A 17,600-nucleotide genomic window follows, 5' to 3' on the forward strand; every position below is an offset into this window, starting at 1 on the left:
AGAAAGAGAGCATTTGACCATGAGTGGCAACGAGACGCCCCGCGGCCCCGTCGACTCCTCCCGCGTTCCGCGGTACGCGGGCCCCGCGACCTTCGCCCGGCTGCCCCGCCTCGACGAGGTCGGCCGCACCGACGTCGCCGTGGTGGGCGTGCCGTTCGACTCGGGCGTCTCGTACCGGCCGGGCGCCCGCTTCGGCGGCAACGCGATCCGCGAGGCGTCCCGGCTGCTGCGGCCGTACAACCCGGCGCAGGACGCCTCCCCCTTCGCCCTCGCCCAGGTCGCGGACGGCGGCGACATCGCGGTGAACCCGTTCGACATCCACGAGGCCGTGGAGACGATCGAGGCGGCGGCCGACGACCTGCTGGGCACGGGCGCCCGCCTGATGACCCTGGGCGGCGACCACACCATCGCGCTGCCGCTGCTGCGCTCGGTCGCGAAGAAGCACGGACCCGTGGCCCTGCTCCACTTCGACGCGCACCTCGACACCTGGGACACGTACTTCGGCGCGGAGTACACCCACGGCACACCGTTCCGCCGGGCGGTGGAGGAGGGCATCCTCGACACCGAGGCCCTCTCCCACGTCGGCACCCGCGGCCCGCTGTACGGCAAGCAGGACCTGACCGACGACGAGAAGATGGGCTTCGGCATCGTCACCTCGGCGGACGTGTACCGGCGCGGCGCCGACGAGATCGCCGACCAACTGCGTCAGCGCATCGGCGACCGCCCCCTCTACATCTCCATCGACATCGACTGCCTGGACCCGGCGCACGCCCCCGGCACCGGCACCCCGGAGGCGGGCGGCATGACCTCGCGCGAGCTCCTGGAGATCCTGCGCGGCCTGGCCTCGTGCAACCTGGTCTCGGCGGACGTCGTCGAGGTGGCCCCCGCGTACGATCACGCGGAGATCACGTCGGTGGCCGCGTCCCACACGGCGTACGAACTGACCACGATCATGTCCCGACAGATTGCCGAGGCTCGCGCGAAGTGACTCACGACCACGACCTGGTGCTCCGTCCGACTCAGGCGCAGATCTCCGCCGCTCTGAACCCTCCGGCCGGCCGCAACGGCGGAGACCTGGTCGTGGAGACGCTGGCCGGGCTCGGCGCGACCACCGTCTTCGGTCTGCCCGGCCAGCACGCGCTCGGCATGTTCGACGCGCTGCGCCGCTCCTCGCTGCGGTACATCGGCCTGCGGGTGGAGAACAACGCCGGGTTCGCGGCGGACGCGTACGGCCGGATCACGGGCGAGGCGGCCCCGCTGCTGCTGTCGACGGGCCCGGGCGCGCTGACGTCGTTGGCCGCGCTCCAGGAGGCGGCGGCCGCTTCGGCGCCGGTGCTGGCGATCGGCAGCCAGGTTCCGACCCCCGGCCTGGGCGGTGGCCGCCACGGCTACCTGCACGAACTCCCGGACCAGGCGGCCTCGTTCAGGGGCGTGGTGAAGTCCGTCCACACCGTCCGCACCCAGTCGCAGATCCCGTCCACGATCGAGGCGGCCTGGAAGTCGGCGCTGAGCGTGCCGCACGGCCCCGTGTGGGTGGAGATCCCGCAGGACGTGCTGCTGGCGCAGACGTCGATCCCCGTGGTGACCGGCGGCGACGCCTTCCCCGACGAACTGCCGCCGCGCCCCGAGCTGACGGCGGTGGCAGCGGACCTGCTCTCGAGGGCGGCCCGTCCGGCGATCATCGCGGGCGGGGGAGTCGTACGGTCGGACGCCTCGGGCAAGCTGAAGCAACTGGCGGAGGTGCTGCAGGCGCCGGTGGTCACCACGCCCGGCGGCAAGGGGGCGTTCCCCTGGAAGCACCCCCTCTCGCTCCGGTCCTGGATCGAGGACCGCCACACCACGGACTTCCTCGAGGACGCGGACGTACTCCTGGTCGTCGGATCGGGGCTCGGCGAACTCTCCTCCAACTACCACACGTTCAAGCCGCGGGGCCGGGTCGTCCAGATCGAGGCGGACCTGGGGAAGCTGGAGTCGAACCACCCGGCGCTCGGCATCCACGCGGACGCGCGACTGGCGTTGCAGGCGCTGCTGGAGACGGTGGAGACGGTGGTGGAGCGGCCGCGGCAGGGGGCCGCCGAGCGCGTCCGTGAGGTCCTCACGAAGGTCGCCGACCGTATCGCCGCCCAGGAACTCACCCTGGAGCAGGACGTGCTGGCGTCGGTCCGCAGGGCGCTGCCGGCCGGCTCCCCGTCCTTCTGGGACATGACCATCCTCGCGTACTGGGCCTGGTCGGCCTTCGACGCGAAGGGCCCCAACCTCATGCACTCGGCCCAGGGCGCGGGCGGCCTGGGTTACGGCTTCCCGGCGGCGCTGGGCGCGGCGGCGGCCGATCCGACCCGCCCGGTGCTGGCGGTGTCGGGTGACGGCGGCGCCCTGTACTCGATCGCCGAGCTGGCGACGGCCAGGCAGTACGGCCTGAACGTCACCTGGCTGATCGTCGACGACGGCGGTTACGGCATCCTGCGCGAGTACATGACCGACGCCTTCGGCGAGCCCACGGCCACCGAACTGACCCGCCCCGACTACGTGGCCCTGGCGGAGTCGTTCGGTGTACCGGGGGCCCGGACGTCTCCACAGACCCTGGAGGCGGACCTGGCGAAGGCGCTGTCCACGCCCGGCCCCTCGGTGGTCGTCCTCCCGGCCCTGCTGCGGATGTTCGCGCCCACGCATCTGTCCTAGGAAGGACCGTTGATACGGTCCAGCCATGTCTGAAGCACACGGATCACCCGGCCCCGTCACCGCCGACGACGTACGGGACGTGGTCGGGCTGGCGGTGGACGCACTGCGGGGGGCCGAGGCGGCCGACTGGGACGCCAGGGCCGGTTCCCTGGAGTGGAGTCGCTGGGAGACCGTCGAGCATCTGGCCGACGACCTGTTCGCCTACGCCGCCCAACTGGGCCCGCGCGGCGCGCCGTCGGACACGGAGGTGCCCTTCGTGTGGCGCGCGGAGCGGACCGGCGCGCCGGCGAACGTCATCTTCGCGGACCGTTCGGCCGGGGCGGCGGGACTCGCACAGGTGCTGGAGGCCTGCGGGGCGCTGCTGACCGCCATGGTGCGCACGACACCGTCCACGGTCAGATCGCATCACGTCTTCGGGGTCTCCGACCCCGAGGGGTTCGCGGCCATGGGCGTCGTCGAGACGCTGGTGCACCTGCACGACGTGGCCGGGGGGCTCGGTGTGCGGTGGGAGCCGGACGCCGGACTGTGCGACCGGGTGCTGGCGAGGCTCTTTCCGGACGCCCCGACCGGCACCGACCGGTGGCCCACCCTGCTGTGGGCCACCGGCCGGGGGGAACTCCCGGGCCACCCGCGCCTCACGCGATGGCGTTGGTACGGCGCTCCCCGCGGCGCGGGCGAGCGGTAGGGCCGGGGCGGTGCGGGGCAGGGCTCAGCAGGCGCCGGGGCCCACCGCGTCGATCCGGCCGCCGAAGTCGCCCAGGTAGCGGGTGCGGTAGTCGGCGTTGAAGACGTTCCGCTTCTCCACCGGACCCCAGTTGATGAAACAGGCGCGGGTGCTCGCGACGAAGGAACCGACATGGTCGTGGAGGTAGGGCGGCATGTCGCGGTAGCCGCTGCGGGCGGTCCACTCCCAGCTGCTGCCGCCGAAGTTCTCGCCGCTGTAGAAACAGACCGATCCGTCGGGACAGGACGGTGCCGCGGCCGCCGAGGCGCTCGGGGCGGGCAGGGCGAGGGCGGTCAGCGCGAGAGCGGCGGCGAAGGACCAGGCGCGAAGCTTCATGAAGGTCTCCGGGAAGGGGAGTCGGAATCGCTCCGGCGGATTCGCCGAGGCGTCCACAGCCTTGCGTCGGGGCAGCGCGACATGCCCGGGACGAAGATCGACTTCACCGGTGTGAGGGAACTAGTCATTCAACAACACCGACTGCCCACGGCGGGTGCCGGAAACGTCGAAGGGGCTGGACCTCCCTCATGACAAGGGAAGTTCAGCCCCTCCGTGCTTGCGCGGGTTCCCGTCCTACCAGATCGCCTCGACCCACTCCGGGTGGTCGATGAACGGGTTGCGGTTGTGCTGGTAGGTGTCGTAGATGACCTGGTTGCGGTTCTCCTCGAAGGCGCTCGGCGGGTCCGCCTCGCTCCACGCCTTGAGCACGGAGAGCTTGCCCATGTACGGGTTGCTGCCGTTGCCGACCTTCTCGTTGGGCTCCAGGTCGGCGAAGCCGTCGTCACCCTCGTAGCGCACGGCCATGTAGAGGATCATGCGGGCCACGTCGCCCCTGTCCGCGGCGCGCGGCTGGAAGGAGTCGGAGTCGACGAGGCTGCCGCCGCCGTTGGTGACCGTGCTGCCGCCGTTGTCGAAGTCGAGGTTGCCGCGGATGCTGTTGACCTGGACGTCCGCGGGGCGCAGGTGGTGCAGATCGGTGCCGGGACCGGTCACCTCGCCGAAGTCGCCGTGGGACTTGGCCCACACGTGCTCGCGGTTCCAGTCGCCGACGTCGCCGCCGTTGAGGGACTTGCTGCGCGAGACACCGCTGTACAGCAGGATCACGTTGCTGCTGTTGTTCGGGTCCTGGTCGGTGACCTTCAGCGCGTTCCAGACCGCGGAGTACGAGATCTTCGAGACGTTGGCGCTGATGATCGTGTGCAGGGACGACTTCAGGCTCGTACCCGTCTTGCCGACCGCGTTCTTGTAGTACGTCGAGTCGTACGCCGTCGTGGTCGCCGCGGCGGGGGTCGCGGTGAGCGCGGGCGCGGTGAGGCCGACCAGGACGGCAGTGGTGGCAAGCGCCACCGACTTCCATCGGCGTATGCGTGTCGCCAGCATGTGGGGTGTCCGATCTACGCGGGTTGATTGGAGGCGGCAATCGGGAGAGTGACATGCACATGCGGCCCTGTAAATGAATCTGACATGTCGATCGGATGACGAGAACCGGCAAATTGCCCCTTGTCTACGCGAGTTGATGCGACGAAACGGCCCCTGACCGGAGAGTCGGGGGCCGTTGGTGCTGTGCCGGTCGGTGTGCGGATCAGCTCACGTCCGAGGCGTCCAGTCGGTAGACGGCGGAGGTGCCGGACTGGGTCGAGGTGTCGGAACCGGAGGCCTCCGTACCGGATGCGGACCCGGAGCCGGTGGCCCCGGAGCCTGACGTCGCCCCGGAGCCGGACGCGGAGCCCGACGTCGAGCTGTACGCGCTCGCCGCGACCGCCGTGCCGTTCTTCTGCACCCAGGCGGTGATCTCCTGGTTCAGGCTGCTGTTGCCGCCCATGCCGCCGCCGAGCTGGATGTAGTGCAGCTCGCCCTTCTCCACCAGTTCCTTGAGCTTGGCGAGCGTCATCGCCTGGTCGCTGCCGGTGAAGCCCCCCATGGAGATGACGGGCTTGCCGCTGCTCAGGATCATCTGGCCCGCGCTCTGCGAGTTGGAGACCGCGATCAGCCAGGTGGCGCCGTCCTGGTGCTTCTCCAGGTACGAGATGAGCTGACTGTCGGCGCCGCCCATGCCGCCACCGCCCATGCCGCCGCCACCCGTGCCGCCGCCCGGGGCCGTGCCGCTCTCGCCGTCGCCCTGGGTGCCGCCCTGGGTGCCGCCACCGGGGAACTCCCCGTTCGTGCCGCCCTGTTGGCCGCCGCTCGGCGCTCCGCCGGGGGCGCCGCCGCCCGGCGGGAGTTCGCCGTCGCCGCCGCCCGGCGTCATCCGGCCGTTGCCGCCGCCGGGGAACTCGCCGCCCGCCTGGCCGCCCTGCTGGGCGCCGCCGGGAGCCTGGCCGCCGTTGCCGCCGCCGAAGCCACCCCGGCCACCGCCGCCACCGGGGCCGCCCATGCCGCCGCCGGTGGACGGACCCGCGGTCGGGTTGGTGCCGCCCATCATGCCGCCGGTGGAACCGAAGGCCGGCGAGGCGGCGTACGCCGTCGGGCCGGCGAGGGCCGCCACGACCGCCGTGGCGACGGACGCGCCGAGCAGCCGGACCCTGGTGCCGGAGCTCGCGGACCGCAGGACGATCAGGCCCACGAGGGCGAGGACCATGACCACGCCGACGACCGGCCACAGCCAGGTGTTCCAGCCGGTGGCGCGGCGCAGCAGCACGATCGCCCAGACGCCGGTGACCGCGAGCCCCACGGGCAGCACCCACGACCAGCGGGCGTCGCCGCCGCGGAAGGCACGCCACAGCATGACGCCGCCGCCCCCGCAGAGTGCCGCGATGCCCGGGGCGAGCGCGGTCGTGTAGTACGGGTGCATGGTGCCCTCGGCCATGGCGAAGGTCAGGTAGTGCAGCACGAACCAGCCGCCCCACAGGATCAGCGCGGCACGCGTCACGTCGGTGCGCGGGGCGCGGCCGCACAGCACCAGGCCGGCGACGAGCGCGATGGCCGCGAAGGGGATCAGCCAGGAGATCTGGCCGCCGAGGATGTCGTTGAACATCCGGCCGAGTCCCGCCGTCCCGGCGAAGGTGCCGCCTCCGCCGCCGCCTCCGCCACCCCCGCCGTTGCCCTCGCCGCCGAGGACCCGGCCCAGGCCGTTGTAGCCCATGATCAGGTCCCAGGCGCTGCCGTCGGTCGAACCGCCGATGTACGGCCGGTCGTCGGCGGGCACCAGGGACACGGCCGTGGCCCACCAGAAGCTGGCGGCGGCCAGTGCCACGGCGGCCAGCGCCAGGTTCACGGCCTTCTTCCTCCAGCCCAGCCTCGACGCGTACAGGTACACGGCGAAGACGGCGGGCAGGGCGATGTAGCCCTGGAGCATCTTCGTGTTGAAGGCGAGCCCGAAGCAGACCGCGGAGCCGAGGAGCGGCAGCAGCCTGTCGTCGCGCGTGGCGCGCAGGGCGAGGGCCGCGCCGGCCGCCATGAGCAGGACGAGGACGGTGTCGGGGTTGTTGTCGCGGTTGATGGCGACGGTGATCGGCGTCAGCGCGAGCACGAGGGCGGCGACGGCGGCGGCCGCGTGTCCGAACACCCGCTTCACCGAGGAGTGCAGGATCCAGATCGTGCCCAGCGCCGCCGCGACCTCCGGCAGCATCATCTGCCAGGTGCCGAAACCGAAGATCCGACAGGACAGGCCCATGATCATGAGCGCGAACGGCGGCTTGTCGACGGTGATGAAGTTCCCGGCGTCGAGCGAGCCGAAGAACCACGCCTTCCAGCTCCGCGTACCGCTGTAGATCGCGGCGCTGTAGAAGCTGTTCAGGCTGGACCCGGACAGGTTCCAGGAGTAGAGCACCGCCGCCAGGATCATGATCGCGATCAGCGCCGGCAGCGACCAGCGCGGCGCCCGGTCCGGCGTGGGCGACGGGGGCGCCGTATCGGAGGTCGTCGGCGGCGACCGGTCCGGGGACACGGCGGGGGGCACGGTCGGGTGGGGGTTGGGCTCTCCCCCGCTCGAACGAAGTTGAGAGCTTGAGGAAGGATCGGTGGCAGATGTCACCCTGCGCATGCTGTACGGCCGTTGTGGGTGGTCGCTGTGCCGGAGCTGGCCGCCGCCTGTGAGAACGCACAGGCGGCGGTAACGAGTTGCCCGGACTTTCCCCAAACCCGAGGCGATTCGTACAACCATTCCCGTGGACCCGTGTGTCAACAGGGCATGACTCACCGAACCCCAGGACACAGAAGGCTGGTCGGCGCCGGGCTCACCGCCGGCATCCTCATAACCGGCGTGGCCGCCGCCGCGCCCGCCGAGGCCGCCACCTCCACCGTGAGCTGTACGTCGGCGAAGGCCGGCCTCGCGGCCAAGCTGAAGAAGGACATCACCGCCGCACTCGCGAACCGCAAGGGCACGGTCGCCGTAGGCCTCTACGACCGCAGCACGGACACCACCTGCTTCCTGCGCGGCTCCACCGCCTTCGACTCGGCCAGCGTCGTCAAGGTCACCGTCCTCTCCGCGCTGCTGTGGGACGCGCAGAAAACCGGCCGGGCGCTGACCAGCCGGGAGAAGACCCTCGCCACGGCCATGATCACCAAGTCGGACAACGCCTCCACCTCGACCCTGTGGAAGCAGCTCGGCCTGACGAAGATCAGGAACTTCCTGACGGCCGCGAAGATGACGCAGACCAAGCCGGGCGCGAACAACTACTGGGGCCTGACCCAGATCACCGCCAACGACGAGCAGAAGCTGCTGAAGCTGCTCACCGCCAAGAACACGGTCCTCACCGACACCTCGCGCGCCTACGTCAACACGCTGATGGGCCAGGTCATCTCCTCGCAGCGCTGGGGTACCCCCTACGGGAGGCCCGCCGGGGTCAGCTGGCACGTCAAGAACGGATGGCTGTCGCGCACCACGCTCGGCTGGCGGGTGCACAGCGTCGGCACCTTCAAGGGTGGCGGCCACGACTACGTCATGACCGTCCTCACCCATGGCAACAGCACGATGAACTACGGCATCACGACCATTCAGGGCGTCGCCAAGGTCATCCACAAGGACCTGGCCGCCTCCTGAACCAGCGTTTACGCGGTGTCCCACCGCACGTCACCGACCCGTCCTACGGTGACGCCCATGCCCCTGCGAACCGTACTCGCCACCCTCACCGCCGGCCTGGCGGCGGCCACCACCCTCACCGCCGCCTGGCCCGCCAACCCCGTCCCGGCCGGGAACACGGTCACGAACCCGGCCATGAGCGTGGCCATGGGCACGGCTACGGGCCACGCCTGTTCACCGGCCGTCTCCATCGACCGCTTCTCCGACGCCCTCGACAAGACGACCTTCGACGGCGCCTTCGTCGGTAATCTCTCCGCCCTCGCCCTGGACCGGGACGGCACCCTAGCGGCCCTCTCCGACCGCTCCGCCCTCTTCCGACTGGACGCGAGGACCCTCGCCCCGAAGTCGGTCGTCCCGCTCGCCGACGAGAGCGGCGCCGCGCTCGACAGCGAGGGTCTGGTCATCGACCTCGCCCACCCCCGGCCCCGCTCGAACGGGGAGACCCCCACCGGCACCTTCCTGATCACCTCCGAGACCGAGCCGTCCGTCCGCCGCTACAGCGGCGACGGCAAGCTCCTCGACCGCCTCCCGGTCCCGTCCTCCCTCCTCGTCGCCCCGGCGGGCCGCGCCACCGCCAACCAGACCTTCGAGGGACTGACCCTCCTCCCGGGCGGAAACACCCTCCTCGCGTCCATGGAGTACGCGATCGCGGGCGACAGCACGGGCATCGTCCGCTTCCAGACCTGGCGGCGGCAGCACGGCCGGTTCGCGCTCGCGGCGCAGTACGCCTACCGCACCGACTCCGGACTCGGCGTCCCCGAGGTCCAGGCCCTTCCCGACGGCCGGCTCCTCGTCCTGGAGCGCGGCTTCACCGCCGGCGTCGGCAACACGGTCCGCCTCTACCTGGCCGACCCCCGCCACGCGACGGACACCGGCGGCATCGAGCACCTGACGGGACAGGACGACGTCCGTCCGGTCGAGAAGACCCTCCTCGCCGACATCGCGGACTGCCCGTCACTGGGAGCGACCGCCGGGCAGCCCCAGCCGAACCCGCTGCTCGACAACATCGAGGGCATGGTGATCACGGGCCGCGGCCGGGGCGGTCTGCGGGTGCTCCTGGTCAGCGACGACAACCAGAACGCGGCACAGACGACCCGCCTCTACCACCTGCGGGTACGTGTCTGACCACACGCTCCCGTTTGTTGCGGAGGGATGAAATCCGCTTCCTCCGGCGTTGGTGCCTTCCGGCGGACTCGGACTACAGGAAGGCACCGGAGTGGCAGCGCAGCAGGGGGAGCGGCAGCGAGGCTGGGCGCGCAGACTGGCCAGGTACGCCTGGCGGCACCCGACGGACGTCGTCCTCGCGCTCGGCTCCTCGCTGGCCGGCATGGCCGTCATGGCGCTGGTCCCCCTGGTCACCAAGGTGATCATCGACGACGTGATCGGCGACCACACCCGGGGCATGGCGCCCTGGGCGGGGGCCCTGATCGCCGCCGCCGTCCTCGTCTACGCCTTCACCTACATCCGCCGCTACTACGGCGGCCGCCTCGCCCTCGACGTCCAGCACGACCTGCGGACCGACATGTTCGAGACGATCACCCGCCTCGACGGCCGGCGTCAGGACGAGCTGTCCACCGGCCAGGTCGTGGGCCGCGCCACCAGCGACCTCCAGCTCATCCAGGGCCTGCTCTTCATGCTCCCGATGACGATCGGGAACCTCCTCCTCTTCCTGATCTCCCTGGTGATCATGGCGTGGCTGTCACTGCCGCTCACCCTGGTCGCGCTCGCCGTGGCACCCGCGCTCGCGTACATCGCCGGACGCAGCCGTAGGAAGCTCCACCCGGCCACCTGGTACGCCCAGGCCCAGGCCGCGGCCGTCGCGGGCGTGGTCGACGGCGCCGTCAGCGGCGTACGGGTCGTCAAGGGCTTCGGCCAGGAGGACCAGGAGACGGGCAAACTGCGCGAGGTCGGCCGCCGCCTCTTCGCCGGGCGGCTCCGCACGATCCGCCTGAACTCGGTCTACACCCCCGCCCTCCAGGCCGTCCCCGCCCTCGGCCAGGTCGCCATGCTGGCGCTCGGCGGCTGGCTGGCCGTGGGCGGCCACATCACCCTGGGCACGTTCGTCGCGTTCTCCACCTACCTCGCCCAGCTCGTCGGCCCGGTGCGGATGCTCGCCGTCGTCCTCACCGTCGGCCAGCAGGCCCGCGCGGGCACCGAACGCGTCCTGGAACTGATCGACACCGAGCCGTCGATGACGGACGGCACCAAGGCGCTGCCCGCCGACGCCCCCGCCACCGTCGAGTTCGACGACGTGGCCTTCGGCTACGACCCCGGCCGGCCCGTCCTCGACGGCCTCACCTTCGAGATCCGCGCCGGCGAGACCCTCGCGGTCGTCGGCTCCTCGGGCTCGGGCAAGTCCACGGTCTCCCTTCTCCTGCCGCGCTTCTACGACGTCACCCGGGGCGCCGTCCTCATCGGCGGGCACGACGTCCGCGAGCTCACCCTCGACTCGCTGCGGGCCGCGATCGGCCTGGTCCCCGAGGACTCGTTCCTCTTCTCCGACACCGTCCGCGCCAACATCGCGTACGGCCGCCCGGACGCCACCCAGGAGCAGATCGAGGCGGCCGCCCGCGCCGCCCAGGCCGACCGGTTCATCGCCGAGCTGCCCGACGGCTACGACACGACGGTCGGCGAGCACGGCCTCACCCTCTCCGGCGGCCAGCGCCAGCGCGTGGCGCTCGCCCGCGCGATCCTCACCGACCCGCGCCTGCTGGTCCTCGACGACGCGACCTCCGCCGTGGACGCGGCGGTCGAGCACGAGATCCACGAGGCCCTCAAGCAGGTCATGCGGGGCCGCACCACGCTCCTCATCGCGCACCGCCGCTCCACCCTGGGCCTCGCCGACCGCATCGCCGTCCTGGACGCCGGCCGCCTCGCCGACCTCGGCACCCACGAGGAGCTCCAGGAACGCTCCGCGCTCTACCGCCGGCTGCTCACCGACCCCGACGAGCTCGGCGGCGCCTCGCCCGGCCACGCCCAGCCGTCCCCCACCCCCGGCCTCACCCGAGCCGGGGGATCGGCGTCGCAGGAGGACACGACCGTCCGCGACGAGCTGGACGCCGAGTTCGACGCCGAACGCGGGGTGACCCCCCGGCTGTGGACCGGCGACCGGGAACGCAAGGACACCGCCCTGTCCGGGATGCCGGCCACCCCGGAACTCCTCGCCCAGATCGAGGCGCTGCCCCCGGCCGCCGACACTCCCGGCGTCGACGAGGGGCGGGCGGTCCGGCCGGAGGAGTCGTACGGCCTGCGCAGGCTGCTGCGCGGCTTCGGTGCGCCCCTCCTCGTCAGCCTCGGCCTGGTCGCCGTCGACGCCGGAACGAGCCTCCTGCTGCCGGTGATGATCCGGCACGGCATCGACCAGGGCGTGACCCGGGCGGCGCTGGGCGCCGTCTGGGCGGCCTCGCTGCTCGCACTGCTCTCCGTGCTGGTGCAGTGGGTCGCGCAGACCGGCGAGATCCGGATGACCGGCCGTACCGGCGAACGCGTCCTGTACACCCTCCGGCTGAAGATCTTCGCCCAGCTCCAGCGCCTGGGACTCGACTACTACGAGCGGGAGCTGACCGGCCGGATCATGACGAGGATGACGACGGACGTCGACGCCCTCTCCACCTTCCTGCAGACCGGCCTGGTCACGGCCTTCGTCTCGGTCGTCACCTTCTTCGGCATCATGGGCGCCCTGCTGGTGATCGACGTAGAGCTCGCGCTGGTCGTCTTCGCGACGCTCCCGCCCCTGGTCGTCGCCACGTACTTCTTCCGCCGGGCGAGCGTGAAGGCCTACGAACTCGCCCGCGAGCGCGTGTCGACGGTCAACGCCGACCTCCAGGAGTCGGTCTCCGGGCTCAGGATCGTGCAGGCCTTCCGGCGCGAGCGGGACGGCTCGGCGCGGTTCGCGGAGCGCAGCGACAGCTACCGCAGGGCGCGTATCCGGGGCCAGTGGCTGATCTCGGTCTACTTCCCGTTCGTGCAGCTGCTGTCGTCGGTCGCGGCGGCGGCGGTCCTGATCGCGGGCGCGGGCAGGGTGGACGCGGCGACCCTCACCACCGGCGCCCTGGTCGCGTACCTCCTCTACATCGACCTGTTCTTCGCCCCCGTACAGCAGCTCTCCCAGGTCTTCGACGGCTACCAGCAGGCGACCGTCTCCCTGGGCCGCATCCAGGAGCTGCTCCAGGAGCCCACGTCCACGAAGTCCGCCGAGGAGCCGCTCGAGGTCCTCTCGCTGCGCGGCGAGATCACCTTCGAGGACGTGCACTTCAAGTACGGCTCCGCCGACGAACCCGAAGAGGCCCTGACCGGCGTCGAGTTGAGCATTCCGGCCGGCCAGACCGTCGCCTTCGTCGGCGAGACCGGCGCGGGCAAGTCGACCCTCGTCAAGCTGGTGGCCCGTTTCTACGACCCCACCGGCGGCCGGGTCACCGTCGACGGCACGGACCTGCGCTCCCTCGACCTCACCTCGTACCGGCACCGGCTGGGCGTCGTCCCGCAGGAGGCGTACCTCTTCCCCGGCACGGTGCGCGACGCCATCGCCTACGGCCGGCCCGACGCCACCGACGCCGAGGTGGAGGCGGCGGCCAGAGCGGTCGGCGCGCACGAGATGATCGCAACCCTCGACGGCGGCTACCTCCACGAGGTCGCCGAGCGCGGCCGCAACCTCTCCGCCGGCCAGCGCCAGCTGATCGCGCTGGCCCGCGCCGAGCTCGTCGACCCGGACGTCCTGCTCCTCGACGAGGCGACGGCCGCCCTCGACCTGGCGACGGAAGCCCTGGTCAACCAGGCCACGGACCGTCTGGCGGGCCGCCGTACGACCCTGGTGGTGGCCCACCGCCTGACCACCGCGGCCCGAGCGGACCGCGTCGTGCTCATGGACCACGGCCGGGTGATGGAGGACGGCACCCACGACGAGCTGCTCGCCCTGGACGGAAGGTACGCCCGCCTGTGGCGGACCTTCGTGGGAGAGGACGAGCCCGCGGCGGTGTGAGCGGGCCGGGTTGCGCGCGGCAGCGGGAGGGGCGGCGCGCGCAACCATTCGGCGGGCGTCCTGCGTCCGTACATCAGTACGGCGATCGTGTGTACGGCGAACGTGGGAGGGGCGGGAACCGTGGGCGCAGGTGCGCGACGAGTGACAGTCCGGCGGCTGGTGCTCGGACTGGTCCTGCTGATCGTGTCCGCGCTGCTCACCGTCGCGGTGCCGGGCAGCGCCCAGGCCGCCTCGGGCTCCTCGTCCTGCCCGGGCCGGAAGGTGCGGACGCTGCCCTTCTCCACCGGCTCCGTGCTGGTCTACAAGGGCGGCGGATACGTCTGCGCCGTGACCGTCCAGAAGAACTCCGGCACGAAGCGGCAGATCTCGGTGAGCGTGCAGGCCCGCGGCCATGTCGCCGTCCGGAAGTCGAGGAAGCACAAGCGCAGCTCCCCGCCGGCCAGGGTGTACGCGGGACACCGGTGTGTGCGGGTGACGGGCGCGGTGGCCGGCGGCTCGTACCGCTCGGGCTGGATCCTCTGCTGACCCTGTGGGACACCCCGCTGAATCCCCGACCGAAGCCCATCCCTCGCCGAGGGACCGGCGCGGCAGGTCAACCCCCTCTGGTGTGACGGGTGTTGCTCCGATAGCTTCCGGCGACGCACATCTGTCTCACAGGGAGGGTGCACGCGCATGCGCAAGGCGCTCAGATGGCTGCTGGCGCTCACGGTGCTCATAGGCACCTTGAGCACGGCGGCCACGGCAGGGGCGGCCACCGCCGCCGAGCCCAAGGCCACCGCCGGCACGGACATCAAGGACCAGCTCCTCGCCGTACCGGGCATGAGCCTGATCGAGGAGAAGCCGTACCCCGGCTACCGCTACTTCGTCCTGAACTACACCCAGCCGGTGGACCACCGGCACCCCGCCAGGGGCACGTTCCAGCAGCGGATCACCGTGCTGCACAAGGACACCACGCGCCCCACGGTCTTCTACACCGGCGGCTACAACGTCTCCACCAACCCCGGCCGCCGCGAGCCGACCCAGATCGTGGACGGCAACCAGGTCTCCATGGAGTACCGCTTCTTCACGCCCTCCCGCCCCGATCCGGCCGACTGGTCCAAGCTGGACATCTGGCAGGCGGCGAGCGACCAGCACCGCATCTTCAAGGCGCTGAAGAAGATCTACCCCAGGAACTGGATCTCCACGGGCGGCTCCAAGGGCGGTATGACGGCGACGTACTACGAGCGCTTCTACCCCAAGGACATGGACGGCGTGGTGGCCTACGTCGCCCCGAACGACGTCGTCAACGACGAGGACTCCGCCTACGACCGCTTCTTCGCGGCCGTCGGCACCAAGGAGTGCCGCGACCGGCTGAACGCCGTACAGCGTGAGGCGCTCGTGCGCCGGGAGCCGCTGGAGAAGAAGTACGCGGCGTACGCGGCGGAGAACGGCTACACGTTCACCACCATCGGGAGCCTGGACCGCGCCTACGAGGCGGTCGTCCTCGACTACGTCTGGGGCTTCTGGCAGTACAGCCTGCTGTCCGACTGCGGGACGATCCCGGCGAACGCGGCCACCGCCACGGACGACGAGATCTGGACGTCGATCGACACGATCTCGGGCTTCTCGTTCTACACGGACCAGGGCCTGTCCCCGTACACGCCGTACTACTACCAGGCGGGCACCCAACTGGGCGCCCCCACCATCCACTTCCCGCACATCGAGACGAAGTACGTCCGCTACGGCTACCAGCCCCCGCGCAACTTCGTCCCCCGCGACATCACGATGAGGTTCCAGCCGCGGGCGATGCGGGACGTCGACACCTGGGTGGCGCACAACGCCCACCACATGCTCTTCGTCTACGGCCAGAACGACCCGTGGGGCGCGGAGCGCTTCCGGCTCGGCAAGGGCGCGAAGGACAGCTACGTCCTCACGGCCCCCGGCCTGAACCACGGCGCGAACGTCGCCGGCCTGGTCGCGGACGAGAAGTCCCTGGCGACGGCCCGGATCCTGGCCTGGGCGGGCGTCTCGCCCACCGCCGTCTCGCAGGCCAAGCCCCTCGCGAAGTTCGACGCGAAGCTGGACGTACGGGACGTGGAACGGGAGCCCGCGCTGCGCCCGTGAGCACCACGCGCTCCGGCCGCGCGCATCCCACCGGATCCGTGCCGCCGCCGAGTCGCCCGTAGAGGGCCGTGGACGCCGGGGGCACTTCGCGCGGTCGTCCACGGCCCGCACCACCTCGTACCGCGTCTTCGGGCGCGCCCGAGCCGTCGCCCGCCGGCTCGCGGGCACGGCCTAGTACGTCAGGCCGTGCCCGATCGGGTACAGCGCCTGCGCCGGATCGTCCGCCCGCCGTACGGGCACCGGCAGCCTCCCGCGCGGCTCGACCACCCCGGCGATCACCCGGGCGGCGGCCCGCAGTTCGACGTCGGTCCAGGAGTAGGTCGCCAAGCAGGCCTGTGCGGAGGCGAGTTGTGCCACGTCGTACGGGTTGCGGACGGCCACCGTCAGCACCGGCCGCCCGGTCGACGCCAGTCGGTCCACCAGAGTCCGCTGCGGATCGTCCGCCGTGACGTTGTAGGTCGCGACCACCACGGCGTCCGCCCCGCCCGCTGCCGTCACCGCCCGGATGATCGTCTCGGCGGAGGGGGCCGTGCCCGTGGACAGGGCCGTCGCCCCGAAGCCCAGTTCGGTGAGGGCGGCGGCGAGCACACCGGTGGGCGGGCCCGTGGTGCCGGTGGGGGAGGCCGGGTCGGCGCCGACCACCAGCAGCCGCGGGTGGGTCCGGGGCGACAACGGCAGCAGCGGCCCCTTGTTGACCAGCAGCGTCGTGGTCCGCTCGGCGATCCGGTCGGCCGCGGTGCGGTGCTCCCGTGTGCCGACCGTCCGCCCGACGTCGGCCGGGCGGACGTACGGCTCGTCGAGCAGCCCCAGCCGGGCCTTCAGCCGCAGGATCCGCAGGACCGACGCGTCGAGCCGCCGCTCGGTGAGCTCCCCGTCCTGTACGGCCCTCAGGACGGCGTTCCAGGCTACGGCCAGGTCCGGCGGGTTGAGGAGCTGGTCGACGCCGGCCTTCAGAGCCAGCACGGGCACCCGGTCGTCGCCGTACTTCGTGCGCACGCCCGCCATGTCCAGGGCGTCGGTGACCACGACCCCGTCGTAGCCGAGCCTCTCGCGCAGGATGCCGGTGACGATCGGGCGGGAAAGGGTGGCTGGATCCCCGGACGCGTCGAGGGAGGGGACCAGGATGTGCGCGGTCATGAGGGAGTCGGCGCCGGCCGCGATCGCCGCCCGGAAGGGCACCGCGTCCAGCGCTTCCCACACCTCGCGCGAGTGGGTGATGACGGGGAAGCCGGTGTGGCTGTCGACGGCCGTGTCCCCGTGCCCGGGGAAGTGCTTGGCGGTCGCCGCCACGCCCGCCGCCCGGTAGCCCTCGACCTCCGCCGTGACCAGGGCGGCCACCGCGTCCGGATCGGCGCCGAACGAGCGGACGCCGATGACCGGGTTGGCCGGGTCGACGTTGACGTCGGCGACCGGGGAGTAGTTCTGCCGGATGCCCATCGCCCGCAGCTCACGGCCGGCGAGGCGGCCGAGGGTACGGGCGTCGGCGCGGCTGCCGCCGGCGCCGATCGCCATGGCGCCCGGGAAGAGGGTGGCGGGGCTGCCCACGCGGCAGACGGCACCGTGCTCCTGGTCGGTGGAGATCAGCACCGGCAGGCCGCGCGGCTGCTGGAGGGAGGCCCGCTGGATGCCGTCGGAGAGGTCCGCGATCTGCCGCGGGTCGCGGGTGTTGTGCGCCCACGTGAAGTAGACGATCCCGCCGAGCCGGTAGCGGGCGAGCAGCTCGGCTGCCGTGCGGACGCCGAGTTCGCGGAGGTTGGCGTCGATGTCGGCCCGGTCGGGCGCGGTCGCCGAGTGGCCGAACACCCGCGAGACGAAGACCTGGCCGACCTTCTCCTCCAGGGTCATCCGGGAGAGGAGTTCGCCGGGACGACGGTCGTCCGCGTGCGCGGAACCGCCGACGGTCAGGGCGGCGGTGACGCCCGCGCCGGCGGCGAGGACGGTGCGTCTGGAGGGCATGTGCGCTCCTTCCGGTGGGGGGCCGGTGGCGCACGCTACCCGCGGGAGGCGCCGCCATCGGCGCATTGGAGGGGGGCGCGCCGATGACGGCTCGGCTGCCGGCCCCGGTGCGGCGGAAGGGTGGGTCAGCGATCGCAGCCAGC

The 17,600-nt window shown here is 71.9% G+C and carries 12 protein-coding genes; 8 read left to right on the forward strand and 4 right to left on the reverse strand.

From position 1 onward, the window contains the following. The first annotated feature begins 19 nt into the window (after positions 1-19). Genes speB through ACIPFH_RS01200 form a run of 3 tightly spaced genes read left to right on the forward strand, consistent with a single transcriptional unit; the run spans position 20 to position 3,364 of the window. Positions 20-988, forward strand: coding sequence for an agmatinase (gene speB, locus ACIPFH_RS01190; RefSeq protein WP_401821867.1), 969 nt, complete (start codon positions 20-22; stop codon positions 986-988). Continuing rightward, a complete protein-coding gene (locus ACIPFH_RS01195) occupies positions 985-2,679 on the forward strand; it encodes a thiamine pyrophosphate-binding protein (RefSeq protein ID WP_401821870.1) in 1,695 nt (564 codons plus the stop codon). The genes speB and ACIPFH_RS01195 overlap by 4 nt, the downstream gene beginning before the upstream one ends. A gap of 25 nt (positions 2,680-2,704) precedes the next feature. Beyond that, positions 2,705-3,364: a hypothetical protein gene (locus ACIPFH_RS01200; RefSeq protein ID WP_401821873.1), complete on the forward strand. Its 660-nt coding sequence runs from the start codon at positions 2,705-2,707 to the stop codon at positions 3,362-3,364. Positions 3,365-3,388: 24 nt separating this feature from the next. Here the strand turns inward: ACIPFH_RS01200 and ACIPFH_RS01205 are convergent, their stop codons facing one another. The 3 genes from ACIPFH_RS01205 to ACIPFH_RS01215 form a co-directional block, all read right to left on the reverse strand. Then, positions 3,389-3,739, reverse strand: a complete 351-nt coding sequence (locus tag ACIPFH_RS01205; RefSeq protein WP_401821874.1) for a peptidase inhibitor family I36 protein — start codon at positions 3,737-3,739, stop codon at positions 3,389-3,391. Between the two features lie 234 nt (positions 3,740-3,973). Next, positions 3,974-4,780 (reverse strand): endonuclease I family protein, encoded by an 807-nt coding sequence (locus ACIPFH_RS01210; protein ID WP_401821876.1) that lies wholly within the window; start codon positions 4,778-4,780, stop codon positions 3,974-3,976. A 202-nt stretch (positions 4,781-4,982) separates the two neighbouring features. After that, positions 4,983-7,382, reverse strand: a complete 2,400-nt coding sequence (locus ACIPFH_RS01215) for a glycosyltransferase family 39 protein (protein WP_401821878.1) — start codon at positions 7,380-7,382, stop codon at positions 4,983-4,985. Positions 7,383-7,529: 147 nt separating this feature from the next. On the opposite strand from ACIPFH_RS01215, the gene ACIPFH_RS01220 reads away from it, so the two are divergent. The 5 genes from ACIPFH_RS01220 to ACIPFH_RS01240 all read left to right on the forward strand — a co-directional run bounded on the left by ACIPFH_RS01220 (position 7,530) and on the right by ACIPFH_RS01240 (position 15,501). Then, complete coding sequence (locus ACIPFH_RS01220) at positions 7,530-8,381, forward strand: serine hydrolase (protein ID WP_401821880.1); 852 nt, start codon at positions 7,530-7,532, stop codon at positions 8,379-8,381. A 57-nt stretch (positions 8,382-8,438) separates the two neighbouring features. After that, positions 8,439-9,545, forward strand: coding sequence for an esterase-like activity of phytase family protein (locus ACIPFH_RS01225; RefSeq protein WP_401821882.1), 1,107 nt, complete (start codon positions 8,439-8,441; stop codon positions 9,543-9,545). Between the two features lie 91 nt (positions 9,546-9,636). Beyond that, on the forward strand, positions 9,637-13,398 hold the full coding sequence (locus ACIPFH_RS01230; RefSeq protein ID WP_401821883.1) for an ABC transporter ATP-binding protein: 3,762 nt from the start codon (positions 9,637-9,639) through the stop codon (positions 13,396-13,398). Positions 13,399-13,539: 141 nt separating this feature from the next. Beyond that, positions 13,540-13,923, forward strand: coding sequence for a hypothetical protein (locus ACIPFH_RS01235; RefSeq protein ID WP_401821886.1), 384 nt, complete (start codon positions 13,540-13,542; stop codon positions 13,921-13,923). Between the two features lie 147 nt (positions 13,924-14,070). Then, positions 14,071-15,501 (forward strand): S28 family serine protease, encoded by a 1,431-nt coding sequence (locus tag ACIPFH_RS01240; RefSeq protein ID WP_401821888.1) that lies wholly within the window; start codon positions 14,071-14,073, stop codon positions 15,499-15,501. A gap of 171 nt (positions 15,502-15,672) precedes the next feature. Here the strand turns inward: ACIPFH_RS01240 and ACIPFH_RS01245 are convergent, their stop codons facing one another. After that, the gene (locus tag ACIPFH_RS01245; protein WP_401821891.1) at positions 15,673-17,457 is read right to left on the reverse strand and encodes a glycoside hydrolase family 3 protein; all 1,785 of its coding nucleotides are present in this window, start codon (positions 17,455-17,457) and stop codon (positions 15,673-15,675) included. Between the last annotated feature and the right edge of the window lie 143 nt (positions 17,458-17,600).

Origin of the sequence: Streptomyces sp. NPDC088157, assembly GCF_044741545.1 — a bacterium.
GTDB lineage: Bacteria > Actinomycetota > Actinomycetes > Streptomycetales > Streptomycetaceae > Streptomyces.